This window comes from Streptacidiphilus jeojiense (genome assembly GCF_000719095.1).
Lineage (GTDB): Bacteria > Actinomycetota > Actinomycetes > Streptomycetales > Streptomycetaceae > Streptacidiphilus > Streptacidiphilus jeojiensis.
The window spans coordinates 16609-43304 of the sequence record NZ_JOEH01000001.1 but is presented as its reverse complement, the minus strand read 5'-3'; the positions used below and the strand labels follow the sequence as shown (position 1 = coordinate 43304).

At 71.1% G+C, this 26696-nt stretch carries 21 protein-coding genes; 15 read left to right on the top strand and 6 right to left on the bottom strand.

All coding sequences use genetic code 11. The features are described 5' to 3' along the window. Nucleotides 1-108 precede the first annotated feature (108 nt). Together IF29_RS0100190 and IF29_RS45750 are read right to left on the bottom strand one after the other, a co-directional pair. Complete coding sequence (locus tag IF29_RS0100190; protein ID WP_051724714.1) at nt 109-1944, bottom strand: flavin monoamine oxidase family protein; 1836 nt, start codon at nt 1942-1944, stop codon at nt 109-111. 247 nt (nt 1945-2191) lie between these two features. After that, complete coding sequence (locus IF29_RS45750) at nt 2192-2656, bottom strand: hypothetical protein (RefSeq protein WP_157623489.1); 465 nt, start codon at nt 2654-2656, stop codon at nt 2192-2194. A 24-nt stretch (nt 2657-2680) separates the two neighbouring features. Here IF29_RS45750 and IF29_RS0100180 point away from each other — a divergent pair, with 24 nt between their 5' ends. Beyond that, nucleotides 2681-3412: a bestrophin-like domain gene (locus tag IF29_RS0100180; RefSeq protein WP_030248000.1), complete on the top strand. Its 732-nt coding sequence runs from the start codon at nt 2681-2683 to the stop codon at nt 3410-3412. A gap of 78 nt (nt 3413-3490) precedes the next feature. After that, on the top strand, nt 3491-4096 hold the full coding sequence (locus IF29_RS0100175; protein WP_232241958.1) for a GTP-binding protein: 606 nt from the start codon (nt 3491-3493) through the stop codon (nt 4094-4096). Nucleotides 4097-4132: 36 nt separating this feature from the next. On the opposite strand, the gene IF29_RS0100170 is transcribed toward IF29_RS0100175, so the two are convergent. Further along, nucleotides 4133-5896, bottom strand: coding sequence for a hypothetical protein (locus IF29_RS0100170; protein WP_051724713.1), 1764 nt, complete (start codon nt 5894-5896; stop codon nt 4133-4135). Between the two features lie 428 nt (nt 5897-6324). Between IF29_RS0100170 and IF29_RS0100165 the strand changes: the two genes are divergently transcribed. From IF29_RS0100165 to IF29_RS0100140, 6 genes are all read left to right on the top strand, one after another. After that, nucleotides 6325-7125 carry a hypothetical protein gene (locus tag IF29_RS0100165; protein ID WP_030247993.1) on the top strand — a complete coding sequence of 267 codons (801 nt, stop codon included), beginning with the start codon at nt 6325-6327 and terminating at the stop codon, nt 7123-7125. 76 nt (nt 7126-7201) lie between these two features. Beyond that, nucleotides 7202-8215, top strand: coding sequence for a LacI family DNA-binding transcriptional regulator (locus tag IF29_RS0100160; protein ID WP_030247991.1), 1014 nt, complete (start codon nt 7202-7204; stop codon nt 8213-8215). A 197-nt stretch (nt 8216-8412) separates the two neighbouring features. Continuing rightward, nucleotides 8413-9816, top strand: a complete 1404-nt coding sequence (locus IF29_RS0100155) for an extracellular solute-binding protein (RefSeq protein WP_030247990.1) — start codon at nt 8413-8415, stop codon at nt 9814-9816. Nucleotides 9817-9907: 91 nt separating this feature from the next. Beyond that, nucleotides 9908-10858 carry a carbohydrate ABC transporter permease gene (locus tag IF29_RS0100150; RefSeq protein WP_030247988.1) on the top strand — a complete coding sequence of 317 codons (951 nt, stop codon included), beginning with the start codon at nt 9908-9910 and terminating at the stop codon, nt 10856-10858. A gap of 8 nt (nt 10859-10866) precedes the next feature. Further along, entirely contained in the window at nt 10867-11760 is an 894-nt protein-coding gene (locus IF29_RS0100145) for a carbohydrate ABC transporter permease (RefSeq protein WP_030247987.1), read from the top strand. A gap of 121 nt (nt 11761-11881) precedes the next feature. Then, nucleotides 11882-13558, top strand: a complete 1677-nt coding sequence (locus IF29_RS0100140; protein WP_030247986.1) for a glycoside hydrolase family 13 protein — start codon at nt 11882-11884, stop codon at nt 13556-13558. 200 nt (nt 13559-13758) lie between these two features. Here the strand turns inward: IF29_RS0100140 and fahA are convergent, their stop codons facing one another. Together fahA and IF29_RS0100130 are read right to left on the bottom strand one after the other, a co-directional pair. Continuing rightward, the gene (fahA, locus tag IF29_RS0100135; protein ID WP_030247984.1) at nt 13759-14955 is read right to left on the bottom strand and encodes a fumarylacetoacetase; all 1197 of its coding nucleotides are present in this window, start codon (nt 14953-14955) and stop codon (nt 13759-13761) included. After that, nucleotides 14952-16190 (bottom strand): homogentisate 1,2-dioxygenase, encoded by a 1239-nt coding sequence (locus IF29_RS0100130; protein WP_030247982.1) that lies wholly within the window; start codon nt 16188-16190, stop codon nt 14952-14954. Before IF29_RS0100130 ends, fahA begins: the two co-directional genes overlap by 4 nt. Before the next feature lie 338 nt (nt 16191-16528). On the opposite strand from IF29_RS0100130, the gene IF29_RS0100125 reads away from it, so the two are divergent. From IF29_RS0100125 to IF29_RS0100095, 7 genes are all read left to right on the top strand, one after another. Next, complete coding sequence (locus tag IF29_RS0100125; protein ID WP_030247980.1) at nt 16529-17818, top strand: extracellular solute-binding protein; 1290 nt, start codon at nt 16529-16531, stop codon at nt 17816-17818. A 106-nt stretch (nt 17819-17924) separates the two neighbouring features. Then, nucleotides 17925-18920 (top strand): carbohydrate ABC transporter permease, encoded by a 996-nt coding sequence (locus IF29_RS0100120; protein ID WP_030247975.1) that lies wholly within the window; start codon nt 17925-17927, stop codon nt 18918-18920. Nucleotides 18921-18967: 47 nt separating this feature from the next. Next, nucleotides 18968-19870 (top strand): sugar ABC transporter permease, encoded by a 903-nt coding sequence (locus IF29_RS0100115; protein WP_030247974.1) that lies wholly within the window; start codon nt 18968-18970, stop codon nt 19868-19870. Nucleotides 19871-19921: 51 nt separating this feature from the next. Further along, nucleotides 19922-21613 (top strand): glycoside hydrolase family 13 protein, encoded by a 1692-nt coding sequence (locus tag IF29_RS0100110; protein WP_030247972.1) that lies wholly within the window; start codon nt 19922-19924, stop codon nt 21611-21613. Between the two features lies 1 nt (nt 21614). Continuing rightward, complete coding sequence (locus IF29_RS0100105; RefSeq protein WP_051724712.1) at nt 21615-22691, top strand: LacI family DNA-binding transcriptional regulator; 1077 nt, start codon at nt 21615-21617, stop codon at nt 22689-22691. Between the two features lie 183 nt (nt 22692-22874). After that, nucleotides 22875-24158, top strand: coding sequence for an MFS transporter (locus IF29_RS0100100; RefSeq protein WP_051724711.1), 1284 nt, complete (start codon nt 22875-22877; stop codon nt 24156-24158). Nucleotides 24159-24295: 137 nt separating this feature from the next. Then, complete coding sequence (locus IF29_RS0100095) at nt 24296-25321, top strand: LacI family DNA-binding transcriptional regulator (RefSeq protein WP_030247964.1); 1026 nt, start codon at nt 24296-24298, stop codon at nt 25319-25321. A 125-nt stretch (nt 25322-25446) separates the two neighbouring features. Here the strand turns inward: IF29_RS0100095 and IF29_RS0100090 are convergent, their stop codons facing one another. After that, nucleotides 25447-26301 (bottom strand): sirohydrochlorin chelatase, encoded by an 855-nt coding sequence (locus tag IF29_RS0100090; RefSeq protein WP_030247963.1) that lies wholly within the window; start codon nt 26299-26301, stop codon nt 25447-25449. Nucleotides 26302-26696: the final 395 nt, after the last annotated feature.

The following is a 26696-nucleotide window of genomic DNA, read 5'->3' as shown; positions in this document are numbered from 1 at the left end:
GATGGCTTGTCGCGCAGTTCCCCGCGCCCCTGGGGGGCTGCAACTCACCCACGGTGGGTAAGTTGCACCTACCCAGGGGCGCGGGGAACTGCGCGACAAGCCACCCCCCTACGGCCGCCCGTGCACCTCAAGGAAGGTCCGCACAGCGGATTCCAGCGCCCCCTCGATCCATGCGGGCTTCAGACTGGTGTGCTCGCCCGCGAAATGCACCCGTCCCTCGACCGTGCGCCCCGCCGCATGCAGCTCGTGCAGCTGGCCGGGGGTGAAGACGACCGCCTCGCCCAGCGCGTAGCGGGCCCGGGCCCAGGACTGGGTCGCGCCGGTGCCGGTGAACTCCCGCCGCACCACCGGGCCGAACAGCGCCTCCAGGTCGTTCAGCGCGAACGCGTACCGCTCGCCGTCGGTCAGTGAGTCCCACCGCATCGCGTCGTCCGACCAGGTGTACGCGGCCAGGACCACGCCGCCCTTGGAGCCGTCGGGTGCGTGCGAGGGGAAGTAGCTGAAGCGGCTGGGGCTGTCGGAGACGCACCCGCCGCCGGTGAAGCCGCCGGCCCCCTGCTCCCAGAAGCGGGTCCTGAACTCCAGCAGCACCTTGGTCGCCGAGTCGTAGTGCAGCTCGTTGACCGCGCGCCGCTTGGGGTAGGACATCAGCGGTTCGACCTGGCAGAAGCGCAGGGCGCTGAAGGGGATGGTGACGATCGCGTAGTCGCCCTCGAAGGTCTCGGTCGGGGCCACCGGCCGGCCGGTGAAGCCGGACTCGGACCCGGTCTCGGCGGTGGTCTCCACCCGTACCCCGCCGGCGGTCTGAACCAACCGGGTCATCCGGCGACCCATCCGCAGGTCGTTGCGCAGCGGCTCGGCCAGCGCGTCGGTGAGGGTGGCGGTGCCGCCGGTGAGCTCCCAGTAGCGGCCGGTGGGGGAGATGGCGGCGTGGTCCATCAGGGTGGGGATCAGCGAGTAGTGCAGCCGTGAGGTGAGGTTCTCCAGGGTGCCCGCGGCCTGGATCTGGTCCAGGGACCAGCCGGCCTCCTCCACCAGGAAGCGGTGGGTGGAGTAGCCGTCGTACTTCTGCAGCAGCTTGGACCAGCCGTCGATCTGGTCGGCGATCGGGCCGCCGGGGACGGTCACCGGCGCCAGCACCTGGTTCACCGCGGCGGTGGTGGTCTGCGTGCTGTCCACCCCGAACGAGGCGTTCACCGCGGCCGGGGCGCTCGCGTAGCGGGACCGGGTGGTGGCGCTGCCGTTGACCCGGATCAGGGTGCGGTTGGTGGCCGCCGGAGCGGTGAAGCCGGGTGCGTCCGGACCGTTGCGCCACTGCGTGCCGGTGAAGGACTGGTACACCACCGGCGGTGTGCTGCCGGTGGGCTCGGCGCCGGGGGCGACGTCGGCGTTGTAGAACAGCCGCCGCTTCAGCTTGAGTTGGTCGGCCAGGGCGAGGACCAGCGGATGGAAGTCGGGCAGTCGCATGGCCCCGGCCTCGGCGTGCAGGGCGGGGTCGGTGAAGACGCCGCGGAAGGTCTTGACCCGGCCGCCCACCCGGTTGCCGTTGGCCTCGATCACCACCACCTCGTGCCCGGCCCGCTTCAGCAGCCCGGCGACCGTCAGCCCGGCCACTCCGGCGCCGACCACCAGCACCTTCTTGCGCGGGGAACGGGGCGGCAGCTGCCCGTCGATGAGGATCTTCAGGTACTCCAGCTTGAGGTCCTCCCCGTTGTCGCCGACCAGCAGCATCTTGCGGGCCAGGTCCCGGCTGACCTCGGGGTCGGCCCCGCCCGGATATGACGCCGGGTCAGTTCCCTTCTCCGGTCGGGACGGGGCCGGTGCGAAGCCGGTCGCGCCGAAGAGTGCGGCGGCCGCTCCGGTGCCCAGGACGGTCCTGCGTCCCATCGCGGTACGGGCGTTGGGGACGGGGGCGGGGCCGGTTCGGCGGAGGAAAGCTGGCATGGGGACTCCTGGGGTGCTGAACTGCCGGTCAGGGGCCGTGGGATGGCCCCGGGTCCAGTCTCTGCACGGTTCGGCCGCGAACGGCCGATTCACTCGTTCGGCGTCGAGTCCTCCGCCGGCGTCGCCACCACCCCTGCTGAATCAGATGTTTGAGAGGTATTCATCCTCATGGGTGGGTTTGCCGGATCTGCCCCATGCAGCGCAGCGCCGTCGGGCAATCCTTGCGCATGGCTCCGTCCCACCACCATCACCGGCAGTGCACCGTCCCGCCACCACCACCCGTGCCCGCGCCGCCGAAGCCGCCCGTCGGCGGTGCGCCGCCGACGTCGTTCCCGAGCTTCCCGTCCTTCCCGTCGTTCCCGCACTGCAGCACGCCGCCCGCGCCGCGTCCGACGCCGACTCCGACGCCGACCCCGCACCCGACCCCGCACCCGACGCCGCATCCCACGCCGCGCCCGGTGCACCATCCGGCGCCGGTCGTGGTGGTGCACCACCACCCGGCACCGAAGCCGACGCCGCGTCCGACCCCGCCGCCGCACCCGCTCGCGGTGCTGCCCACCCCCACGCCGCACGCCCAGGTGCACACCACCACCGCGCCGCCGCGCATCATCACCGACACCGCGGCCCCGGCCACCAACGGGTCCCCGGAGGCGGCGTTCATCCTGGTCGCGGTGACCCTTCCGGCGCTGATCGCGGCCGGTGCCAGCTTCATCAACCACGCTGTCGGGAGGCACCGTTGATCCTCGGTTTCATTCTCTTCGTCCTGCTCGGCACGCTCGCGGCGGTCGGGGTGCTGGCGGCCTTCGGCCGTACCGCACGGTCCAGGGAGGGGACCTTCTCAGGCGGCGCGCTCAGCTTCCTGGGCTCGGCCTCTCTGTCCTCGTTCATCCTGGTGGCCGCCTTTCTGATCGCCGGCTCCTGGTCCAACATCAACACCGCCCGCGGGCACACCTTCGACGAGTCCCGGGCCCTCAACGCCGCCTACACCGACGCCGACACGACCACCCGTCCGCTGCTGACCAGGTACGTCACCTCGGTCATCGACGGCGAGTGGGCCACCATGTCGCACGGCGACGCCGATCCGGCCACCTGGAGCGACCTGGACGCGGTGCGCGCCCACGTCGAGGCGCTGCCGGCCGCCAACCCCAGCAGGGCCCAGGAGTTGACCGACCTGGCCAGCGTCTACACCACCCGTCAGATCCGGTTGGCGGACACCCAGGCCTCGCTGCCGGCCCCGCTCTACCCGGCGTTGATCGGTGCCGGACTGCTGGTGCTGCTGTACGCACCGATCGCCGGACTGACCTTCCACCTGCGCGAGTCGATCGCCCTGGGGCTGGTCGGCGCGGTGGTCGGCTTCGGCATCTACCTGGTGCTGCACATGACCCACCCGTACACCGGCCCGGTCCATGTGACCCCGGTCGCCTACACCCAGAGCCTGGCCCGCTTCGCCCAACTGTCGGCGGGTTAGCGGGGATCCGAAACCGTCGCCGACCAGCGGTGCCGCCCCGCCTCCCCCGCTCCGCGCAATCCCGCTAGGATCTCGCGGGTGGACCCGATATCCCGCCGCAACGGCGCTGCCGCCGCCCCCGTGGCGCTCAAGATCCTTGTGGCCGGCGGGTTCGGGGTGGGCAAGACCACGCTGGTCGGCGCGGTCAGCGAGATCCGTCCGCTGCGCACCGAGGAGCAGTTGAGCGAGGCCGGGCGGCCGGTGGACCGGACCGAGGGGGTGGAGGCGAAGACCACCACCACCGTGGCGATGGACTTCGGCCGGATCGACATCCGCGAGGGCCTGGCCGTCTACCTGTTCGGCACCCCGGGCCAGGACCGCTTCTGGTTCGTCTGGGACGAGCTCGCGGTGGGCGCGCTGGGTGCGGTCGTGCTGGCCGACACCCGGCGGCTGGACGAGTGCTTTCCCTCGGTGGACTACTTCGAGCGGCGCGGCATCCCCTTCGTGGTGGCCGTCAACTGCTTCGAGGGCGCACGCCCCTACCCGCTGGAGCAGGTGCGCGCGGCGCTCGACCTCGGCGCGGAGATCCCGCTGGTGCAGTGCGACGCCCGGGTGCGGGACTCGGCCAAGGCGGTGCTGGTCTCCGTGGTCGAACTCGCCCTGAGCGCCGCGAGCCCGGTGCCCGCCGTCCGTCCCGGCGAGTGAGGCGCCGCTGTCGGGGAGCAGCACCCCCGTCCCGGCTCACGGCTTCGCGGCGGATGCGCTCCCGGTCGGGATCACGGCGCTGGTGAGGGTCTGCGGGTCGTCGGTGAACACCCGCAGGTAGGTCGAGCCGCTGCCGCCCGACGGGTTGCCGCGGCGGATCAGCCGGTAGCTGCCGGAGCCTCCGGGGGCCAGCATCGACGGGCCGGACTCCACCCTCCAGTCGAAGCTGGTCCAGGCGCTGCTGCTGGAGGCGAACTGCGGGGTGAGCACCGCGTCCGAGGTGTTCGTCAGTCTGACGGTCAGTGCGGTGACGGCGGACGAGCCCTTGCCGGCGGCGGTCGTGGTCCGTACCGCGGAGATGTCCATCCTCAGCGGCACCGGCGAGGCGACCGCGACCGCCAGGCAGAGCAGCGCCGGGACGGCGAGCAGGGCGGGCAGCGCCACCCGGAAGCGGCGGTCGGCGAGCAGCCGGGGCCGCCACTGCCGGAGCCCCTGGTAGTCCTCCTGCGGGCAGCTGGCGAAGGCGATCAGCCACAGCGGGGCCAGCAGCACGAAGTAGGTCTCGGGGGAGCGCGGCGCCAACAGGAAGGCGGGCCAGGGGAGCAGGGCCAGGGCCGGGGCCAGCCGCCTGGGGTACAGCAGCAGCGCGACCAGGGTCGCGGCCAGCAGCAGCGCGGCGGCGTAGGAGTACATCGCCAGGTTGCCGGAGCCGGAGGTCAGGTAGTAGCTGATGTCGATCGCGCCCAGCCCCTGCGGGGTGGCGTGCTGGGTGAGCACGCTGCCGATCCCGCTGACCCAGGCGCCGCCGTCCCGGATCATGAAGGGCAGGTTGACCAGCAGGAAGGTGCCGAGGGCGATGGCCGCCCAGCGTCCGGTCACCAGCAGCGCGCCGCGCCAGGGCAGTTCGCCGCGCCGGGCCAGCAGGATCCCGAGGAGCAGGAACGGCGCCAGGAACCAGCCGAGCTGGTGGGCGGAGGCGGCGATGCCCAGGCACAGCGCGGAGACCACGCCCCGCCGGCCCAGCACCCCGCCGGCCCCGGTACGGGTCCACCGGTGCACGGCGACGGCGAGGAAGGGCAGCGCCAGGAAGACCGGGTAGCCGTTCCTGACGTAGAAGAAGTACCAGCTCATGCCGAAGCAGACCAGGGTGGCGGCGGGGCGCAGCTGCACCGGCAGGGTCCGGAACATGAACAGCGCGGTCGCGCTCAGCGCGGCGAAGGCGAACAGGCCGAGCACGGGCACCCAGGAGGGCAGAGAGCCGACGAAGGGCGCGGCCAGCAGGGCGCTGAGCGGCGGGTAGCTGAAGGTGTCCGCGAACCGGCCGTTCATCAGCGGGGTAGTGCCCACCCCGAACTGCTGGGCGAAGTGCGGCCAGTGCCGTCCGTAGACGTGGCCGCCGGCGGCCAGGGCCCGGGCCGCGAGGGTGACCAGCGGCCCCTCGTCGTCCTGGTACGGCCGCTGGCTGGAACCGACCGACCCCACGAAGATCGCGGCGAAGCGCAGGAAGCCGGCCAGCAGCACCGCCAGGTCCACCCGGACCAGCGCCCGCTGCCGGCGCACCGTCAGCGCCAGCACGGCCAGCAGCACCAGCGACGCGTACAGCACCAGCAGCAGCACCAGCACCTTGTGGTTGGCGAGGGCGTGCGAACGGATCGCGTCGGCCATGCCCTGGAACAGGGAGAGCACGGCGAGCAGGCTCAGCGTCCGGTGCAGGTACGAGGGACGCTCCTGCCCGGACTCCGGGCGCTGGCGCAGGACCGTGAAGCGACGGCTGGTCAGAGCCGTGGAAGGAACGGACATACTAAGAGAAGGTCCCCAAGTTCGGTCAAATGACTCGGTCGTCGAGGCCAAGCTAGTGGACCGGGGTAAGACCCGGGGCGCGACTCGGGTGAACACCTGGTGCGAAAGTCACCGGTGCGCCGCTCGGTGCGCCCGGGCACGGCCGGCTGCGCCGGGGCCGGATGCGGGCTTCACCTCGCCCGGAACCAGTACCCTGGTGCTCCGCCCATCGGCGTAGTCCGGCCGGTGCCGCGGGCCGGATTCCCCGGCCGCGCCGGACCGAACTCCCGGGGCGCCGGCGCCGTTCGGGGCGGTGAGCGGCCTGCGCCCGCGCGACCGCGGCCGTTCGTCCGTAAACCTGCTCGACAGGGCTCACAATTGTTCTTCACCGGACTGGCACATCTGGGAGTCTGTCCGGCAGAGGTGGGCGAGGGGAGGGGGAGGCAGCCGTGGCCGGACTCGCCATGCAGCCGGACGCCCACGGCCGTCTTCCGCGTCCCCGGTTCCGCTGGCGGTACGGCCTCGGCCTGCTGCTGCTGCTCTGCAGCCTGCTGGCGCTGGTGGCGGTGGGTCAGTTCGCCGGCTGGATCGGCTCCGGGCGCGGGCGCGCCCAGGCCGAGGCCGCCGCGGACTACCGGGCGTCCACACTGCTGCTGGCACTCCGGGGGATACCCGCGGCCGGCTCCCCCGGGGCGGTGCCGGTGGGGGAGGCGGCGTACGCCGGCGCGGTGCGCCGGGTCGGCGGCCAACTGCTGGACGCCCGCTACGGTCCGGCCCCCGGCCAGGTCGCCCTGACCGTGCGGATCACCGGTACGTCCGTGCGCGGGGCGCTGAGCGGACACCGGACCACGACGGTGCGGCACTGCTACGCCTACAGCTGGACGGGTGCTCCGGCCGCGGCCGTGCGGAGTTCGACGGACTGCCCGCCGGTGGCGGCCGACCTGTACCTGTCGGCCGGGAAGGCCGAGGTCCTGGCGGGCCGGCTGGCCCTGCTGTCCGGTACCGCGGCGGCGCGGCAGGCGGATCTGCCCGGTCTGCTGTCCGCCGCCAAGGCGCCGCCGAACACGGCATTTCAGCGGACGGAGGTCTCCGCGAGCCCGAAGAGCAGTACCGTCGTCACTGCGATCTCCGATCCAGAGGACGGCTGCGTCTTCGTCGAACTGAGCTCCGGGGTGCTGACCGCCTGGCCCGCTCCGCTGCTGGCGGCGTGCACGCCGGCTCGCGCGACCCAGGCCGTGCAGGTCGGTTGAGTCCGGGTCAGTTTTCTTGTCACCATGTTGCAAGAAATAGTAAGCAGCTTGCGCTTCATGACATACACTTGCGGACATGACACGACGACTTGCTGAAGTGGCGAAGAAAGTCGGGGTCAGCGAGGCGACGGTCAGCCGCGTCCTCAATGACAAGCCCGGCGTCTCCGAGAACACCAGGACGGCGGTGCTGACCGCACTCGACGTGCTCGGGTACGAACGGCCGACGCAGCTCCGCGGGGAGCGCTCCCGGCTGGTCGGCCTGGTGCTGCCGGAACTGCAGAACCCGATCTTCCCGGCCTTCGCCGAGGTGGTCGGCGGGGCGCTGGCCCAACAGGGGTTCACCCCGGTGCTGTGCACCCAGACCGCCGGCGGGGTGTCCGAGGCCGACTACGTCGAACTGCTGCTGCAGCAGCACGTGTCCGGGGTGGTCTTCTTCGGCGGCCTCTACGCGCAGGCGGACTCCCCGCACGAGCACTACGAGCGGCTGGCCCAGCGCGGCCTGCCCACGGTGCTGCTCAACGCGGCCATAGACGGGCTCGGCTTCCCGCAGGTCTCCTGCGACGACGCGGTGGCGGTGGAGCAGGCGATGGGACACCTGGTCTCGCTGGGCCACCGGAAGATCGGCCTGGTGCTGGCCACGCCGGACCACGTGCCCTCCCGGCGCAAGCTCGCCGCGGCCCGGATCGCCGCCGAGCGGGCCGGTGTGGAGCTGCCGGACGAGCACATCGAGCACGCGCTGTTCTCGCTGGAGGGCGGCCAGGTCGCGGCGGGACGGCTGGTGGCCCGCGGGGTCACCGGCATCATCTGCGCCAGCGACCCGATCGCGCTGGGCGCGGTGCGCGCGGTGCGCCGGGCCGGGCTCACCGTCCCCGGCGACGTCTCGGTCGTCGGCTACGACGACTCCTCCTTCATGACCTGCACCGACCCGCCGCTGACCACCATCAGGCAGCCGATCGAGGCGATGGGCAGGGCGGCGGTGGACCTGCTGGCCAGCGAGATCGCCGGGGCCAGGGTCACCCACGACGAGCTGCTCTTCGAGCCGGAGCTGGTGGTCCGCGGCTCCACCGGGCCGGTGGGCGGCCGGGGCTAGCGCGGCCGGATCCGCACGCAGCGCACTGTCAAGGGGTCGGACGGTAATCGTCCGACCCCTTTGTCATGCCCTCTCGTTACCATGTCGAAATCTTGCAATCTTTGGTCGACATATTGTGGTCATCTGCTTGCGATGGTTAAGTGTCCCGCATCACAGCGCAACGACACCCTGAATCGCCACCCAGAAGGGTCCTCACAATGACCAGTGAGCGACTGACCAGTCCTCGCACCCGTAGAACGGCCGCCCTGCTCCTCGCGGCAACTGTCGGACTCACCGCGGCCGCCTGTGGCAGCAGCACCAAGACTGCTTCCAACGGCGGTAGCGCCAGCGCGGGTTCGGGCGGCGGCAAGGTGACCATCAGCATCGACTGCGAGCCGCCGACCAGCCAGCCGGTTCCCCGTCAGCAGTGGGTCGACGACATCGCCGCGTTCGAGAAGCAGAACCCCAACGTCACGGTCAAGAGCATCGACACCTTCCCGTGCGAGACGCCGGCGCTGTTCACCGCCGCCCTCGCCGGGCACACCGAGCCGAACGTCTTCTACACCTACTTCACCGACAAGCAGCAGGTGCTGGACTCCGGCCAGGCCGCGGACATCACCCAGTACGTCAACACCACCAGCGTGCCCACCCTGAACGACATCCTCCCGTCCGTGCTGGACGGCCAGAAGTCGGACGGCAAGCTGTACGGCATCCCGCGGAGCAACTACTCCATGGGCATGATCATCAACCGCAACCTGTTCAAGCAGGCCGGCCTCAACCCGGACAAGCCGCCGACCACCTGGGCGGAGGTCGCCACCGACGCCGCGGCGATCCAGAAGCTGGGCGGCGGCATCAGCGGCTACGGCGACTACAGCGCCGGCAACAACGGCGGCTGGCACTTCGTCGCCGAGATGGACGCCCTCGGCGCCCCGGTCGTCAGCAGCGACGGCAAGACCGCCGCCTTCAACAACGCCCAGGGCCTCGCCGTCCTGCAGAACCTGCACGACCTGCGGTTCAAGGACAGCGCCATGGGCACCACCCAGCTGTTCAAGTGGGGCGACCTGCAGAAGCAGATGGCCACCGGCAAGCTCGGCATGTACATCGCGGCGCCGGACGACATCACGTACATGGTGCAGCAGCTGAACGCCAAGTACTCGGACTACGGCATGGGCCCGATCCCCGGCACCGACGGCCCCGCCAAGGGCACCCTGGCCGGCGGCGACGACTACATGTTCAACGTCAAGGACACCCCGGACCAGATCAAGGCCGGCGTCGCCCTGGTCAACTTCCTCAAGCTGACCATGGGTCAGGGCCAGTTCAACTACGCCCGGGCCAAGAGCACCAACCAGGCCGTCGGACTGCCCGAGCCGGAGTTCTACTCGGGTGCCTCGCTGCAGGCCGACAACACGCTCAAGGCCGCCAACGCGACCATGCCGGTGAACAACTACGCGCCGTTCATCCAGGCCGCGGTCCCCGGTGACCTGGAGCCCGGCAACGCCCAGGACATCTACAAGGTGCTGGACACCGCCATGGCGTCCACGCTGACCAACACCAACGCCAACCTCCAGCAGCTGCTGAAGACCGCGGAGACCCAGGTCAACCAGGTCCTCGCGAACAAGTAGCCGGCAACCGATCCGAACGCCGGAGTGGGGCGGCCGCCAACCGGGCCGCCCCGCCACCGTCGTCCCCGTCCAGGCATTGTCAGGAGCCCCGATGGCGGCAATCGAGGTACTGGTGAGCACCACCGAACCGGGGCCCACCCCCCGGCGCACACCGCGCAGGCAGGGCGACTTCGTCCGGGAGCTGCGGCGCAACGTCAGCGCCTACGGCTTCCTGATCGGAGCGCTGCTCTGCTTCGGCCTCTTCTCCTGGTACCCCATGGTCCGGGAGTTCATCATGAGCTTCCAGAAGCAGAAGCTCGGCCGTACCCAGTGGGTCGGCATGCACAACTTCAACCAGATCTGGAACGACCCCAGCTTCGGCCAGGCCTGGCGGAACACGCTCTACTTCACCCTGCTCGCCCTGCTGCTCGGCTACGTGGTGCCGTTCTTCGTCGCCATCGTGCTCAACGAGTTCCGGCACGCCCGCGCCTACCTGCGGGTCGTGGTCTACCTGCCGGTGATGCTGCCCCCGGTCGCCTCACTGGTGCTGTTCCAGTACTTCTACAACCCCGAGTACGGCCTGTTCGACCACATCCTGCACGCGGTCGGGCTGCCCACGCTGCAGTGGCTGCAGTCGCCGAACACCTCCATGATCGCCGTGGTGATCGCCTCCACCTGGATGAACATGGGCGGCGCCACCCTGATCTACCTCGCCGCCCTGCAGGGCATCCCCGGTGAGCTCTACGAGGCGGCGGAGATCGACGGGGCCGGCATCCTGCGCCGCATCTGGCATGTGACGATCCCTCAGACCCGACTGATCCTCAGCATGCTGCTGATGCTGCAGATCGTGGCCACCATGCAGGTCTTCGTCGAGCCCTTCGTGCTCACCAACGGCGGACAGGGGGTCGACAACTCCACCACCACCATCGTCTACCTCGTCTACCAGTACGCCTTCAACTTCAGCAACTACGGCGCCGCGTCGGCCCTGGGGCTGCTGCTCCTGCTGGTGCTCATCGTGTTCGCCCTCATCTACCGGTGGGTCAGCCGCCGAGCGGAGCAGTGAGGTCAGCCATGGCAGTCGCAGTCGACACGTCCACCCGAACCCTGGTCTCCCGGGTCCAGCTGAACCGCCCGCGCGGGCGGATCGTCTACTGGTCCGTGCTGGTGCTGACCCTGGTGGTGTTCACCCTGGTCTTCATCGGACCGCTCTACATGATGGTCACCGGCGGCCTGAAGACCACCGCCGAGGCGATCCAGAGTCCGCCCACGCTGTACCCGCACAAGATCACCCCCGGCACCTACAGCACCGCCTGGACCCAGCTCAACCTGGCCAAACTGCTGACGAACACGCTGATCTACGCCTTCGGAGCGCTGCTCCTCCAGCTGGTCTTCGACATCAGCGCGGCCTACGCCTTCTCCAAACTGCGCCCGGTCCTCGGCAACCTCGTGCTGGGTGCGATGCTGGCCACCCTGATGATCCCGGCCATGGTGCTGATCGTGCCGCAGTACCTGACCGCGATCGACGTGCCGATCCTGCACGTCAACCTGCTCAACACGCCCTGGGCGATCTGGCTGCCCTCGGTGGCCAACGCCTTCAACATCTTCCTACTGAAACGATTCTTCGACTCGATCCCGCAGGAGCTGCTGGACGCGGCCTCGATCGACGGAGCCGGATCGATCCGGATCCTCTGGTCGATCGTGCTGCCGATGTCCAGGCCGATCATCTCGGTGGTGTCGATCTTCGCCCTGGTCGCGGTCTGGAAGGACTTCCTCTGGCCGCTGCTGGCGGAGCCCTCCCCGACCAAGCAGACCCTGAACGCCGGCATCTACTCGCTCTCCCAGGGCGTCCCCGAGAACGTGCTCATCGCGGCCTCGGCCATCTCGGCGGTGCCGACGATCCTGTTCTTCCTGTTCTTCCAGCGCAACATCATGGCCGGCCTGACCGCGGGCAGCCTCAAGGGCTGACACCCCGACAGACTGCCGCGGACACCCTCCCGCAGTGCCGCGCCCCGTCCCGTGATTGGTCCTGCCCGGGACCGGTCCCTCCCCGGACCGGTCCCAGGCGGACCAGCCTCGTCCCCGACAGATGGAGACCCCTACCGTGCACGAGCCCCAGTGGTGGCGCGGCGCCGCGATCTACCAGGTGTACGTACGCAGTTTCGCCGACGCGGGCGGCGACGGAGTCGGCGATCTCGCCGGCGTACGCTCCCGGCTCCCCTACCTCTCCGACCTCGGTGTCGACGCACTCTGGTTCACCCCCTGGTACGCCTCGCCGCTCGCGGACGGCGGCTACGACGTCGCCGACTACCGTGAGATCGACCCGGCCTTCGGCACCCTCGCGGAGGCCGAGAAGCTCATCGCGGAGGCGCTCGACCTGGGCATCCGCACCATCGTCGACATCGTCCCCAACCACGTGTCGGACCAGCACGTCTGGTTCCAGCAGGCACTGGCCGCCCCGCCGGGGTCACCGGAGCGGGCCCGCTTCTGGTTCCGCCCCGGCCGCGGCGAGCACGGAGAACTGGCGCCCAACAACTGGCGCTCCCAGTTCGGCGGCTCCGCCTGGACCAGGGTCACCGAGCCGGACGGCACGCCGGGGGAGTGGTACCTGCACCGCTTCGCCCCCGAGCAGCCCGACCTCAACTGGGACCACCCGGAGATCCGCCGCGAGCACGAGGACGTGCTGCGGTTCTGGTTCGACCGGGGCGCGGCCGGCGTCCGCATCGACTCGGCCGCCGAACTGGTCAAGGACCCGGCCCTGCCGGACTACGACTACGAGGCGCCGCACGCCCCGGACGAGCCGCACCCCTACATCGACCGGGAGGAACTGCACGACATCTACCGCTCCTGGCGGGCCATCGCCGACTCCTACCCGCAGCCCCGCGCCCTGATCGGCGAGGTCTGGCTGCCGGACCCGGTGCGCTTCGCCCGCTACCTGCGGCCGGACGAGCTGCACACCGCCTTCAACTTCGGCTTCCTGGCCTGCCCCTGGGACGCGGTCGAACTGCGGGACACCATCACCACCACGCTGGCCGTGCACGCCCCGGTGGGGGCCCCCGCCACCTGGGTGCTGGCCAACCACGACATCACCCGCACCGCCACCCGCTACGGCCGCGAGCACACCGGCTTCGACTTCGCCGACAAGGCCCACGGCATCCCGACCGACCTGGAGCTGGGCACCCGCAGGGCCCGTGCCGCCGCACTGCTCTCGCTGGCCCTGCCCGGATCGGTCTACCTGTACCAGGGCGAGGAGTTGGCGCTGCCGGAGGTGGAGGACATCCCCGCGGACCGGATCGAGGACCCGATGTACCACCGCACCGGCGGTGTGGACCCGGGCCGCGACGGCTGCCGGGTACCGATCCCCTGGTCCGGGGTGGTCCCGCCGTACGGCTTCAGCCCGCCGACGGCCGAGGCCGAGCCGTGGCTGCCGCAGCCGGCCGCGTGGGCGCGGCTCGGCGCGGAGGCCCAGGACGGCGACCCGGCCTCGATGCTGACGCTCTACCGGCAGGCGCTGCGGATCCGCCGCGACGAAGCTGCGCTGGGCGACGGGCCGATGGAGTGGCTCACCGCGGAGGCGGACGGCGCCGCGCTGGGGCCGCGGGTGCTGGCGTTCCGGCGCGGTGCCGGCTTCACCTGCCTGGTGAACCTCTCCGACGCGGCGGTGCCGCTGCCGGGGCCTGCGGCGGCCGAGGTGCTGCTGGCCAGCGGACCCACCCCGGGCGGCCTGCTGCCCCCCGATACGGCGGTGTGGCTGCGGACCACCTGACAGGTCCTCAGCGGTGCCGCTTCGCGCCGTCCCGTACGTGCCGAGGGTCGCGTACGGGGCGTCGCAATTCTTTGCACAGCACTTGCATGGCTGGTCGCGCAGTTCCCCGCGCCCCTGTCTGGTTGCAACTGAGCCAGTTGCACTCGCTCAGGGGCGCGGGGAACTGCGCGACCAGCCATCTAGGGTCCGCAGATGCACGCCTACCCCACCACGGTCCCGCTGACCTCCCCCAATCCCATGCGCCCGCCGCCAACCCCCGGCGCACTCCCGCGAATCGTCACCGTGTCCCCGTCCTGCAGAAACGCCCGTTCGCTCCCGTCGCGAAGCCGCAGCGGCCGCTCCCCGTTCCAGCCCAGCTCGATCAGCGAGCCCCGCTCGGCGTCCCCCCGGCCGGACACCGTGCCGGAGGCGTACAGGTCCCCGGTGCGCAGCGACGCGCCGTTGGCGGTCAGATGGGCCAGCATCTGCGCCGGCGACCAGTAGGTGTCGCGGTAGGGCGGCCGGGAGACCACCTCCCCGTTCAGCAGGATCTCCAACTGCAGGTCCAGCCCCCAGGGTTCCTTCTCGGCCAGGTACGGCAGCGGCTCGGGCCGCTGGTCCGGCCCGGCAACCCGCGCCGCCTCCAGCGCGGCCAGCGGCACCACCCACGGCGAGACCGAGGTGGCGAATGACTTGCCCAGGAACGGCCCCAGCGGCTGGTACTCCCAGCGCTGCAGGTCGCGGGCGCTCCAGTCGTTGACCAGGACCACGCCGAAGACATGGTCGGCGAAGGCCCCGGTGCCGACCGGTTCGCCCAGCGCCGACGGTGCGCCGACGACGAAGCCGACCTCGGCCTCGATGTCCAGCTTGAGGGTGGGGCCGAAGTCGCCGGCCGCCCGCTGCCCGCAGGGCCGCCGCACCACCGTGCCGGAGGGCACCACCGTGCCGGCCCGGCCGTGGTAACCGACCGGCAGGTGCTTCCAGTTGGGCAGCAGCGGCTCCGCCGTCTCGGGGCGGAAGATCCGTCCCAGGTTGGCGGCGTGCGCCTCGGAGGCGTAGAAGTCGACGTAGTCGGCGACCTCGACCGGCAGGTGCAGCATCACCTCGTCGACGCGGTGCAGGTTCCGCTCGCAGAAGCGGCGGCGTTCGTCGGTCTCCAGCATCCGGCGGACCTCGGCGCGGACATAGGCCCACTCCCGCGGTCCGCGCCGCAGGAACCGGTTCAGCGAGCCGGTGGCCAGGTCCGCGCCCAGCGGGGTGCCGGCCCACATCGCGGCCAGGTCCAGGACGTGCTCGCCGATGGCCACCCCGACCCGGGGCCCGCCGACCGGCCGGCCGCCGCGCAGCGGCGTGAACACCCCGTAGGGCAGGTTGTCGAGGGTGAATCCGGAGCCGTCCGGGACCGGGACCCAGCTCATCCCTCACCGCCGGGCCCGCGACCGCTCCAGCTCCAGGCGTAGCGGCCGTCGTCGACGGCCCGGCCGCCCTCGGCCAGGTCCAGCGGGCGGAAGGTGTCGACCATCACCGCGAGTTCGTCGAAGAACTCGGCGCCGATGGAGCGCTCGTAGGCGCCGGGCTGGGGGCCGTGGGTGTGGCCGCCGGGGTGCAGCGAGACCGAGCCCTGGCCGATGCCGGAGCCCCTGCGGGCCTCGTAGTCGCCGCCGCAGTAGAACATCACCTCGTCGCTGTCGACATTGGAGTGGTAGTAGGGCACAGGGATGGACAGCGGGTGGTAGTCCACCTTGCGCGGGACGAAGTTGCAGATCACGAAGCCGTTGCCCTCGAAGACCTGGTGCGCCGGCGGCGGCTGGTGGACCCGGCCGGTGATCGGCTCGTAGTCGCTGATGTTGAAGGCGTAGGGGTAGAGGCAGCCGTCCCAGCCGACCACGTCGAAGGGGTGGGTGGGCACGGTCAGCACGGTGCCGCCGATGGCGCCGCCGACCCGGTGCTTCACGTAGACGTCCACATCGCCGTCCACATCGCCGTCGGCGTCGCCACCGAGGTCCTCGGCGAGCAGCGGTCCGACCGGTCCGCGCAGGTCGCGCTCGCAGTAGGGCGCGTGCTCCAGCAGCTGGCCGTACCTGGACAGGTAGCGCCGGGCCGGGGTGATGTGGCTGTTGGCCTCGACGGCGTAGAGCCGCAGCGGGGCGTCCCCGGTGGGCAGCCAGCGGTGCGTGGTGGCCCTGGGCACGATGACGTAGTCGCCCTGGCCGACCTCGATGCTGCCGAAGACGCTCTCCAGCACCCCGCTGCCGGACTCCACGTACACGCACTCGTCCCCGGTGCCGTTGCGGTAGAGCGGGGAGGGCAGCCCGGCGGCGACGTAGCCGATCCGGACGTCGGCGTTGCCGAGCACGGTGCGGCGGTCGCGGACCGGGTCAGCCTGGCGCCAGCTCTCGCCGGGGAAGAGCTCGTGCAGCCGGAAGTGGTACGGCTTGAGCGGATGGTTGGGCTCGGGCTTGTCCTCGGGGAGCTGCCAGACCCGGCTGTCCACCATCGCCGAGGGCAGGTGCCGGTGGTAGAGCAGCGACGAGTCGGAGGAGAAGCCCTCCTCGCCCATCAGCTCCTCGAAGTAGAGCCGGCCACTCTCCGCGTCCCGGTGCTGGGTGTGCCTCTTCGGGGGGATCGTGCCCGCGCTGCGGTAGTACGCCACCTTCGCCTCCTGAGCGACCTGAGCGACTCTGACCAGGGCGCACGCCCTCGGGGTCGCCGAAGGGCCTGCCCTCACATCCCACGGCCCGGCCCTGCCGCTGTCAAGCAGTGGACTCCGGAGCCGGCCGGGGTCAATGAGCCGAGTGGCAACGACCTGGACACACGAATGTAACGATCACCCAGCCTTTCAGAAAGTTGCTGCAAGGTCTTTCCATGCCGCTCACACGCCTGTTACGTTCCTCCCCAAGCCCGACGGCAGCAACGGTGCGTCGGCTCGGGGAGGTTCCTTCGCAGGTGCCGACCCACCCACTCGGGCATCCACCCTCCAAGGAGTTCACAATGCGTCGTGGCATTGCGGCAGCCGTTCTGGCGGCAGCGATAGCGGTTTCTGCAAGCGCTTGCGGGAGTAGCAGCAGCGGAAGCAGTGGTTCTGGCGCCAAGGCCGACAGCCCGGTCACCATCACCTGGTGGGACACCTCGGACGCGACCAATGAGGCCCCCACCTACAAGGCCCTGGTCGCCGCCTTCGAGAAGGCCAACCCGACCATCACGGTGAAGTACGTCAACGTCCCCTTCGCCGACGCGCAGACCAAGTTCCAGACCGCCGCGGGCAGCTCCGGCGCCCCGGACGTGCTGCGCGCCGACGTCGGCTGGACCTCCGGCTTCGCCAAGGCCGGCTACCTGGTCCCGCTGGACGGCACCGCGGCCACCGCTGACAGCAGCTCCTTCGAGAAGCAGCTGGTCACCCAGGCCAGCTACAACGGCCACCAGTACGGCGTGCCGCTGGTCACCGACACCCTCGGCCTGATGTACAACAAGGCGCTCTTCGCCAAGGCCGGCATCACCGCGGCCCCCACCACCTGGGACGAGCTCAAGGCCGACGCCGCGCTGGTCAAGCAGAAGGACGGCGTCGACGGCTTCGAGTTCAACGCCGCCTCCTACTACGCGATGCCGTTCCTCTTCGGGGAGGGCACCGACATGATCGACGCCTCCTCGCAGAAGATCACCGTCAACTCGGCCGCCGCGGTCAAGGGCATCGACACCATCAAGAGCCTGCTGGCCAGCCCCGGCGTCACCAAGCTGGACACCACGGCCAACGCCTACGCGACGATGATGGACAAGTTCGGCAGCGGCAAGATCGCCATGATCGTCCAGGGCCCCTGGGAGACCACCAACGTCTACAAGGGCTCGGCCTTCACCGACAAGAGCAACCTCGGCGTGGCCCAGGTCCCGGCCGGTTCCACCGGCAAGGCCGGCGCCCCGATCGGCGGCCACAACCTGGTCGCCTACGCCGGCGCCGACACCGCCCACCAGGCCGCCTCGGAGAAGTTCATCGCCTTCATGACCTCGGCCGCCTCGCAGGTCACCATCGCGACCAAGAACGCGACCCTGCCGACCCGGTCCGACGCCTACACCTCCGCGGTCACCTCGAACCCGGGCATCGCCGCCTTCCAGGCGATCCTGGCCGCCGGCGTGCCGCGCCCGGCCGTGCCCGAGTACAGCTCCATGTACACCCCGTTCAACACCGACCTGCTGAAGATCCTGGCCGGCCAGGAGAGCACCCAGACCGGTCTGAACAACGCCTCGGTCGCCATCAAGAAGCTGGTCCCGTCCTACGCGACCCAGTGACCCCCGGCCCGGCGGGCCGGTCCCCGATCCGGGACCGGCCCGCCGGGCGCCTGCCGTGCCCCTCGCGCCGTACGAACAGCCGCAGATCCGAAGAGGTGTCAGACCGATGACCGTCGCCGTCCAGGGCAGAGCCCGCAAGGAGCGCCGCGACCGCGAACCCCGGCCGGGGCTGATCGCCCGGCTGCGGCGTTCCTACGACCAGCACTGGTACGCCTGGGTGATGTGCACCCCGGTCGTCGTGGTGCTGGCCGTGCTGGTCGGCTACCCGCTGGTGCAGGGGGTGATCCTCACCTTCAGCAACGCCAACAGCCTCAACGTCGGCCGCACCATCGGGGTGAACCACATCCCGGACAGCTACACCTGGATCGGCTTCCACAACTACGTCGACCTGCTCACCGGCCCGGACAACCAGCTGGTGCCGCACTTCGTCTGGACCGTCGTCTGGACCTTCGTCTGCGTGGTGCTCACCGTCGGCACCGGCCTGGGCCTGGCCGTGCTGATGAACCGGAAGATGCGCGGCCGCGCCGTCTACCGGATGCTGCTGATCCTGCCCTGGGCGGTGCCGACCTTCGTCACCGTCTTCTCCTGGCGGCTGCTGCTCAGCGACGGCGGCGCCGTCGACGGGCTGCTCGGCGCGCTGCACCTGCCCCAGCCCAGCTGGCTCAGCGACCCGCTGGCGATGAAGGTCGCCGCGATCCTGGTGAACACCTGGGTCGGCTTCCCCTTCATGATGCTGTCCTTCCTCGGCGGACTGCAGTCCATCCCCAGCGAGCTCTACGAGGCCGCCGAGATGGACGGCGCCACGCCCTGGCAGCGCTTCACCCAGGTGACCCTGCCCGGGCTGCGCCCGGTGAGCAGCACCGTGACGCTGCTCGGAATCATCTGGACCTTCAACCAGTTCAATGTCATCTACCTGCTGTTCGGCTCCAACGGAACCGACAGCGTGCAGATCCTGGTCACCTACGCGTACCAGCTGTTCTTCGGTCAGATGCCGCAGGACTACGCGGAGTCGGCGGCGGTGGGTGTGATCTGCCTGTCGATCCTGGTGGTCTTCACCGGCTTCTACCGCCGCTGGATGACCAGGAACGAGGCCGCGGCATGAGCACCAGCGTCCTCCCCGAACCCGGCGACACCGCAGGAGCAGACCCGATGTCCACCCTCACCACAGCCGACCGGCCCGTCGCGGTCGGTGCCGCGAAGCCCGCCCGGCGCCCGCTGCGGCGCGGCGAGCGCGGGAAGCTCGCCTCGGTGGGCCTGCACAGCCTGCTGACGGTCTGCGCGTTCGTCGCGGCCTTCCCGGTGGCCTGGATCCTCTACATCTCCCTGGGCGCCGGCAAGGACGACTACCTGCACCCGGGCCGGATCTTCAGCCGGATGACGCTGTCCAACTACAGCTTCGTCGTCAACCACACCGGCTTCGGCACCTGGATGCTGAACTCGCTGATCGTGGGCCTGGGCACGATGGCCGTCGGCGTGCTGATCTCGGCCAGCGCCGGCTACGCGGTCTCCCGGATGCGCTTCCCGGGGCACCGCCCGCTGATGTACACCTTCCTGCTGACCCAGATGTTCCCGGTGTCGGTGCTGATGGTCCCGCTGTACAAGATCATGGCCAACCTGGGCCTGCTGGACACCTACCAGGGCCTGATCCTGATCTACTGCTCCACCGCCGTCCCCTACTGCGCCTGGCTGCTGAAGGGCTACTTCGACACCATCCCGGTGGACATCGACGAGGCGGGGCGGATCGACGGGCTCTCGCCGTTCGGCACCTTCTGGCGGCTGATCGTGCCGCTCGCCAAGCCCGGCCTGTCGGTGGCGGCGTTCTACACCTTCCTCACCGCCTGGGGCGAGGTCGCCTTCGCCTCGCACTTCATGCTCTCCGCCGACAAGTACACCCTCGCGGTAGGACTGCAGACCTACATCAGCCAGTACAACTCCCAGTGGAACTACATGGCGGCCAGCGCGGTGCTGATCGCCATCCCCGCCGGAGTGGTGTTCTACCTGGTACAGAAGCACCTGGTGGCCGGCCTCACCGCCGGCGGCACCAAGGGCTAGCGGCCCGCGCACTCCTGACTACTCGACCGTCTCTGAGACCCAAGGGATCCCATGACCCCCCAGCACCCCGCCAACCCGACCGCCCCTGCCGCCGACTCCGGCCGCAGATCCGGCTGGTGGCGCGACGCGGTGATCTACCAGGTCTACCCGCGCAGCTTCGCCGACGCCGACGGCGACGGGATGGGCGACCTGGAAGGTGTCCGCAGCAGGCTCCCCTACCTGCGGGACCTGGGCGTCGACGCGGTCTGGCTGTCCCCCTTCTACGCCTCGCCGCAGGCCGACGCCGGCTACGACGTCTCCGACTACCGGGTCGTCGACCCGATGTTCGGCGACCTCGCCGACGCCGAGCGGCTGATCGGCGACGCGCACGGTCTGGGCCTGCGGGTGATCGTGGACATCGTCCCCAACCACGCCTCCGACCAGCACGCCTGGTTCCGCCAGGCACTGCGCGAGGGCCCCGGCAGCCCGCTGCGGAACCGTTTCCACTTCCGTCCCGGCCAGGGCGAGGGCGGCGAACTGCCGCCGAACGACTGGGAGTCCATCTTCGGCGGACCCGCCTGGACCCGTACCGTCAACAGCGACGGCACCCCGGGGGAGTGGTATCTGCACCTCTTCGCCCCCGAGCAGCCCGACCTGAACTGGGAGAACGCCGCCGTCGCCGACGAGTTCCGCTCGGTGCTGCGGTTCTGGCTGGACCTCGGCGCCGACGGCTTCCGGATCGACGTCGCCCACGGCCTGGTCAAGGCGGCCGGGCTGCCCGACATCGGCCGCCACGACCAGCTGAAGCTGCTCGGCAACGACGTACTGCCGTTCTTCGACCAGGACGGCGTGCACGAGATCTACCGCGACTGGCGCCGGATCCTGGACGAGTACGGCACCGACCCGGACACCCGTCGCATCGCCGTCGCCGAGGCCTGGACTCCGACGGTCCAGCGCACCGCCAACTACCTGCGCCCCGACGAGCTGCACCAGGCCTTCAACTTCCAGTACCTGGGCACCGCCTGGGACGCCGAGGCGCTGCGCGAGGTGGTGGACCTGACCCTGGACGCGATGCGCCCGGTCGGCGCCCCGGCGACCTGGGTGCTGTCCAACCACGACGTGGTCCGCCACCTCACCCGGCTGGGCGACGGCAACGACGCCGAGCAGGACCTGCGCCGGGCCCGCGCCGCCACCCTGCTGATGCTGGCCCTGCCCGGCTCGGCCTACCTCTACCAGGGTGAGGAGCTGGGCCTGCCCGAAGTGCTCGACCTGCCGGACGCGGTCCGTCAGGACCCGGCCTTCACCCGCGCCAAGGGCACCAACGCCGAGGGCCAGGAGGGGATGCGCGACGGCTGCCGGGTGCCGCTGCCCTGGTCCGGCACCGAGGCCCCGTTCGGCTTCGGCCCGGTGCCCGGCGGCCCCAGCTGGCTGCCGCAGCCCGCCGAGTGGGCCAAGCTCGGTGTGGAGGCCCAGACCGGCGACCGCAGCTCCACCCTGGAGCTGTACCGCGCCGCCCTGAAGGCCCGTCGCGAACACCCGGCGCTGGGCACCGGCGACAGCGTGACGTGGCTGGACGCCCCGGCCGGGGTGCTCGCCTTCCGCCGCGACAGCCCCGACGGCGCGTTCGCCTGCTTCGCCAACACCGGCGACCAGGCGGTGCGGCTGGCCGCCCCGGGACGGCTGCTGCTGGCCTCGGAGCCGGTCACCGTTGTGGAGGACGAACTGGTGCTGCCGGCCGACGCCACCGTCTGGTGGGCCGTCTGAGATGGGCTCTCCCTCAGCGGCGTCCCCGTCGGCTGCGTCGCCCCAGCCGGCGCAGCCGACGGCTCGGCTCGCCGACATCGCCGCCCAGGCCGGGGTCAGCGAGGCGACCGTGTCCCGGGTCTTCAACGGCCGGGCCGGGGTCTCCCCGACGACCCGTCAGTCGGTGCTCGCCGCCCTGGACGTGCTCGGCTACGACCGCCCGGTGCGGCTGCGGCAGCGCAGCGCCGGACTGATCGGGCTGATCACCCCCGAGCTCAACAACCCGATCTTCCCGGCACTGGCCCAGGTCATCGAGCAGGTGCTGACCCGCTACGGCTACACGCCGCTGCTGTGCACCCAGACCCCCGGCGGCTCGACCGAGGACGAACTGGTCGACATGCTGGTGGAGCGCGGCGTCACCGGCATCGTGTTCGTCTCCGGGCTGCACGCGGACACCACGGCCGACATGGAGCGCTACGCCCGGCTGGCCGGCCGCGGTGTGCCCTATGTGCTGATCAACGGCTACAGCGAGCGGATCTCCGCGCCGTTCGTCTCCCCGGACGACCGGGCGGCGATGCGGATGGCGGTGCAGCACCTGGTCGAGCTCGGCCACGAGCGGATCGGGCTCGCCCTGGGCCAGCGCCGCTTCGTCCCGGTGCTGCGCAAGCTGGAGGGCTTCACCGCGGCCTGCCGCGAGCTCCTAGGCCAGTCCGACGAGGAGATCGCCGGCCGGATCCAGCACACCCTGTTCAGCGTCGAGGGCGGCCACGCGGCAGCGGCGGCGCTGCTGGAGGCCGGCTGCACCGCCGTGGTCTGCGGCAGCGACCTGATGGCCTTCGGCGTCATCAGGGCCGCCCGCCAGCACGGCTTCCACGTACCGGGCGACGTGTCGGTGGTCGGTTTCGACGACTCCCCGCTGATCGCCTTCGCCGACCCGCCGCTGACGACGATTCGTCAGCCGGTCGAGGCGATGGGTGCGGCGGCGGTCGACGCGCTGCTGGAGGAGATCAACGGCAACGCCCTGCACCGTGCCGAGTTCGTCTTCCAACCCGAGCTGGTCGTCCGGGGCTCCACCGGGGCGGCCCGCCCGCGCGTCTGAGGGGTCGCGCGGGCCCGCAGGAGAGCGGGACCGGACGGGAGGTGCCTCCCCGTCCGGCCCCGCTTCCGGCATGCCCCGGGATCCGCGCCCCGGACACCCCGGGCCCGGAAATAACCTGTTGCACCTGCGGCGATGCCGGATCCCATACTGACGGGGCCAATCCGCAGACACTTCAGGAGAGTTGTGTTCAGTAGTTACCGCCGGGTCTTCGTGGAACCGGGCACCGTCGCCTTCGCCCTCGCCGGGTTGCTCGCCCGGTTCCCCATGGGGATGACCGGAGTCGCCGCCGTTTTCATGATCACCGGCTGGCGGCACTCCTACTCGCTGGCCGGCTCGCTGGCCGCCACGGTGCTGGTGGTGGTCGCCGTGGCGGGCCCGCAGATATCCCGGCTGATGGACCGTCACGGCCAGGCCAGGGTGGCGGTTCCGGCCGTGCTGGTGTCGACCGCCGGCGGCTTCGCCGAGCTGCTGTGCCTGCGCTTCGACGGCCCCGGCTGGCTGCTCTTCGGCACCGCCGCGGTCACCGGCCTGGGCCCCAACATCGGCACCATGTCCCGGGCCCGCTGGGCCGCGTTGTACCGGGGCGACGAGGAAGTGCTGCACAGCGCCTACGCGTTGGAGGCGGTGATCGACGAGATCTGCTTCATCCTCGGCCCGCTGGCGGCGACCGTGCTGGCCACCGCCCTGTTCCCGGCCGCCGGCTTCCTGGCGGCCGGAGTGGTCATGCTGCTGGGGACGGTGCTGTTCTGCGCCCAGCGGCGCACCGAGCCGCCGGTGGCCCGGGCCGGCGCGGACGGTGCTGACGGCGCGGACGGTACGGACCGCGCGGCCCGCGGCGGCTCCGCGCTGCGCTCGCCCGGGCTGCGGGTCCTGGTGCTGACCCTGCTGGCCACCGGCGGGGTGTTCGGCGTCAACGAGATCACCGTCATCGGCTTCGCCGACCACCTCGGCCACAAGGCCGCTGCCAGCCTGGTGCTGGCCTGCTACGCGCTGGGGTCGTGCCTGTCCGGACTCGCCTTCGGGCTCTGGAAGCCCAAGGGCGCCGCCGCGGTGCGACTGCCGCTGTGCCTGCTGTTGATGACGGCGCTGCTGGCGCTGCTGCCGCTGGTCGGCAGCCTTCCGACGCTGGCCGCGGTGCTGTTCGGGGCCGGGCTCAGCACCGCGCCGACCATGGTGACCGGCATGGGCCTGGTCCGCGACTGCGTCCCGCCGCAGAAGCTCAACGAGGGCTTCGGCTGGGCCGTCACCGGCCTGCTGCTGGGCGTCTCCGGGGGCGCCGCGCTGGGCGGTTGGGCGGTGCAGCACCTGGGCCCCGGTGCCGGGTTCCGGATCCCCGCGGCGATGAGCGGTCTCGCCCTGCTGATCGCGCTGCTGGGCCGGCGCGGACTCGCCGCGCCGGCCGCCGGCGCCGTCCGGCCGGAAGGAGAACGTTCCGAAGCGCCCGGACCGGTCAGTCAGGTGCAATAGGGTGCGATGCTGTACGGCAGCGGACCGACACTGACTGGGGAACACTTGCTCAAAACCTTCGGGGGGCGACCCCCCGCACCCCCACGTGAACACGTGTCGGCCGGCCCCTGCGCCAGGACTTCCCGAGGAGAAGCTGAGTGAACACCGCACGGCTGGCGGATATCGCGGCACAGGCCGGGGTGAGCGAAGCCACCGTCTCCCGGGTGCTGAACGGCAAGCCGGGGGTCTCCGCCACCACCCGGCAGATGGTGATCGCCGCCCTGGACGTCCTGGGGTACGAGCGGCCCACCCGGCTGCGCCAGCGCAGCGCCGGGCTGATCGGACTGATCACCCCGGAGTTGAGCAACCCGATCTTCCCGGCCTTCACCCAGGTCATCGAGCAGGTGCTGACCCGCTACGGCTACACGCCGGTGCTGTGCACGCAGACCCCGGGGGGCTCCACCGAGGACGAGTTGGTGGAGCTGCTGGTCGAACGGGGCGTCACCGGCATCTGCTTCATCTCCGGGCTGCACGCGGACACCAGCGCCGACACCGAGCGCTACGCCAGGCTCACCGGCAAGGGCGTCCCCTTCGTCATGATCAACGGCTACAGCTCGAAGATCGCGGCCCCGTTCATCTCCCCGGACGACCGTGCGGCCATGCAGATGGCGGTGCAGCACCTGGTGGGCCTCGGCCACCGGCGGATCGGACTGGCGGTGGGCCCGGCCAGGTTCGTGCCGGTGGAGCGCAAGCTGGAGGGTTTCGCCGAGGCGATGCGCACCCGGCTGGGCATGGAGCCGGCCGAGTCCGCAGAACTGGTCCAGCACTCGCTGTTCAGCGTGGAGGGCGGCCAGGCGGCCGCCGGGGCGCTGCTGGACAAGGGCTGCACGGCGATCGTCTGCGGCAGCGACCTGATGGCCTTCGGGGCGATCCGCGGGGCACGCTCGCGGGGCCTCTCGGTGCCCGGGGACGTGTCGGTGGTCGGTTTCGACGACTCCCCGCTGATCGCCTTCGCCGACCCGCCGCTGACGACGATCCGTCAGCCGGTCGAGGCGATGGGCGCGGCGGCGGTCAACGTCCTGCTGGAGGAGATCGGCGGCAACCCGGCGCAGCGCGGCGAGTTCGTGTTCCAGCCGGAACTGGTGGTCCGCGGCTCGACCGGGGCGGCCCGGCCGCGCGACTGACGGCGGAGAACGGCACAGCACAGCACGGCACAGCACGGCACAGCACGGCGGGGGCACCGGGCAACCGCCCCGCGCCCCCGCCGTGCTGTGCCCGCTCGGCCGGGTCCCGCTCAGCTGAGGTCGGCTCAGGTGAGGTCGGGGTCCAGTTCCATGCCCAGAGCCGTCAGGTAGAGCCCCAGCACCAGCCGCGCCACCGTCGGGTACGCCCCCAGCGGCTCCGACGCCTGGCACTCCGCCTCCGCCGTCACCGACTTGAGCAGGTCCGGGTCCACCTCGGGACCGAAGACATAGGGGGCCAGCGCGGGTTGGGCACTGCCGGTCGCGCGCAGGTGCGCGGCCGCGGCGGCCACCGATCCGGGCTCGTCCAGCGCGGCCGCCACCACCGGCACGGCCAGCCGGGCGGCCAGCAGCACCGCGGTCACCTCGGCGAGCTGCAGCGCCTCGGCACCGCCGACGGTGGCGAGCACCACGCCGTCAGCGGAGGTGTTGATGGCGAACAGCCTGGCCCGGTCGGCGCGGGCGAGCCCGGCCTCGGACAGCCGTACGTGCAGGGCCTCGGCCAGCAGTGGGTGCGGGCCGAGCGTGTCGGTGACCCTGACCTCGCCGGGGATGCCGCTGACGGCGTCCCGGAAGGAGTCGGAGGGACCGGGCAGCAGCGGCACGACCACCGGGGCCGGACGCTCCTCGGCGGCGGCCGCGCTCAGCAGCGCGGCGAGGGTCTCGGTGCCGTCGCCGTCGGTGCCGTTCGCGGACAGGTACCCGGCCCGCGCGTCGATCCCGGGCTGCTCGGCGCGGATCAGCGCGACCAGCTCGTCGGCGATCTGCTGCGTGGCCGGAGTGGCCTCGGCGGGTACGGCCAGAAGCAGCGCGGGGGCCTCCGCGGGGATCTCGTGGCGTTCGGGCCGACGGTGCCGGCCGCGTGCCCTGGTCCCGGGCGTGCGGACGGGCAGCGGTGTGCTGGGGGTGGCGGCAGAGCTCATGTCGGACGATCGTAGGTCATGTGTGCGGACTGCTGAAGTCGGGCACCCTTCTTTGCGGTTCAGCGGCGTGGCCATACCCCCTGAATCATCCTCAAATCCGGTCATATATTTGCGGCGCCTGTGCGCGTTGCAACCGGATCACGGTGAGCAGCGTCACATAGGTGTGCGACGCACATGATTACTGACTGTGTGTCACCGGGGCGCTGCGCGCTGTGGATCTTGATTGCCGGTCGGCGGCGCGTTGCAGTGCGCCCGTAGCCCAGAGCGACGAGTCAGGTGGCTTTTGTCCCTTTCGATCCGTCAGCCCAGCATTACGGAGCGGAAGTTGTCACATGTGGTGAACGCACGTGCACGCGCATAAGCAGCTGCACGTGCAAGTGCACTGGCGTTATCAT

Bases quoted from the DNA above. Each gene is read 5' to 3' on its own strand.
- IF29_RS0100190 (WP_051724714.1), bottom strand. From the start codon at position 1,944: ATGCCAGCTTTCCTCCGCCGAACCGGCCCCGCCCCCGTCCCCAACGCC.
- IF29_RS45750 (WP_157623489.1), bottom strand. From the start codon at position 2,656: ATGAAGCTGGCACCGGCCGCGATCAGCGCCGGAAGGGTCACCGCGACC.
- IF29_RS0100170 (WP_051724713.1), bottom strand. From the start codon at position 5,896: ATGTCCGTTCCTTCCACGGCTCTGACCAGCCGTCGCTTCACGGTCCTG.
- IF29_RS0100160 (WP_030247991.1), top strand. From the start codon at position 7,202: ATGACACGACGACTTGCTGAAGTGGCGAAGAAAGTCGGGGTCAGCGAG.
- IF29_RS0100155 (WP_030247990.1), top strand. From the start codon at position 8,413: ATGACCAGTGAGCGACTGACCAGTCCTCGCACCCGTAGAACGGCCGCC.
- IF29_RS0100150 (WP_030247988.1), top strand. From the start codon at position 9,908: ATGGCGGCAATCGAGGTACTGGTGAGCACCACCGAACCGGGGCCCACC.
- IF29_RS0100145 (WP_030247987.1), top strand. From the start codon at position 10,867: ATGGCAGTCGCAGTCGACACGTCCACCCGAACCCTGGTCTCCCGGGTC.
- IF29_RS0100140 (WP_030247986.1), top strand. From the start codon at position 11,882: ATGGAGACCCCTACCGTGCACGAGCCCCAGTGGTGGCGCGGCGCCGCG.
- fahA (WP_030247984.1), bottom strand. From the start codon at position 14,955: ATGAGCTGGGTCCCGGTCCCGGACGGCTCCGGATTCACCCTCGACAAC.
- IF29_RS0100125 (WP_030247980.1), top strand. From the start codon at position 16,529: ATGCGTCGTGGCATTGCGGCAGCCGTTCTGGCGGCAGCGATAGCGGTT.
- IF29_RS0100120 (WP_030247975.1), top strand. From the start codon at position 17,925: ATGACCGTCGCCGTCCAGGGCAGAGCCCGCAAGGAGCGCCGCGACCGC.
- IF29_RS0100115 (WP_030247974.1), top strand. From the start codon at position 18,968: ATGTCCACCCTCACCACAGCCGACCGGCCCGTCGCGGTCGGTGCCGCG.
- IF29_RS0100110 (WP_030247972.1), top strand. From the start codon at position 19,922: ATGACCCCCCAGCACCCCGCCAACCCGACCGCCCCTGCCGCCGACTCC.
- IF29_RS0100105 (WP_051724712.1), top strand. From the start codon at position 21,615: ATGGGCTCTCCCTCAGCGGCGTCCCCGTCGGCTGCGTCGCCCCAGCCG.
- IF29_RS0100090 (WP_030247963.1), bottom strand. From the start codon at position 26,301: ATGAGCTCTGCCGCCACCCCCAGCACACCGCTGCCCGTCCGCACGCCC.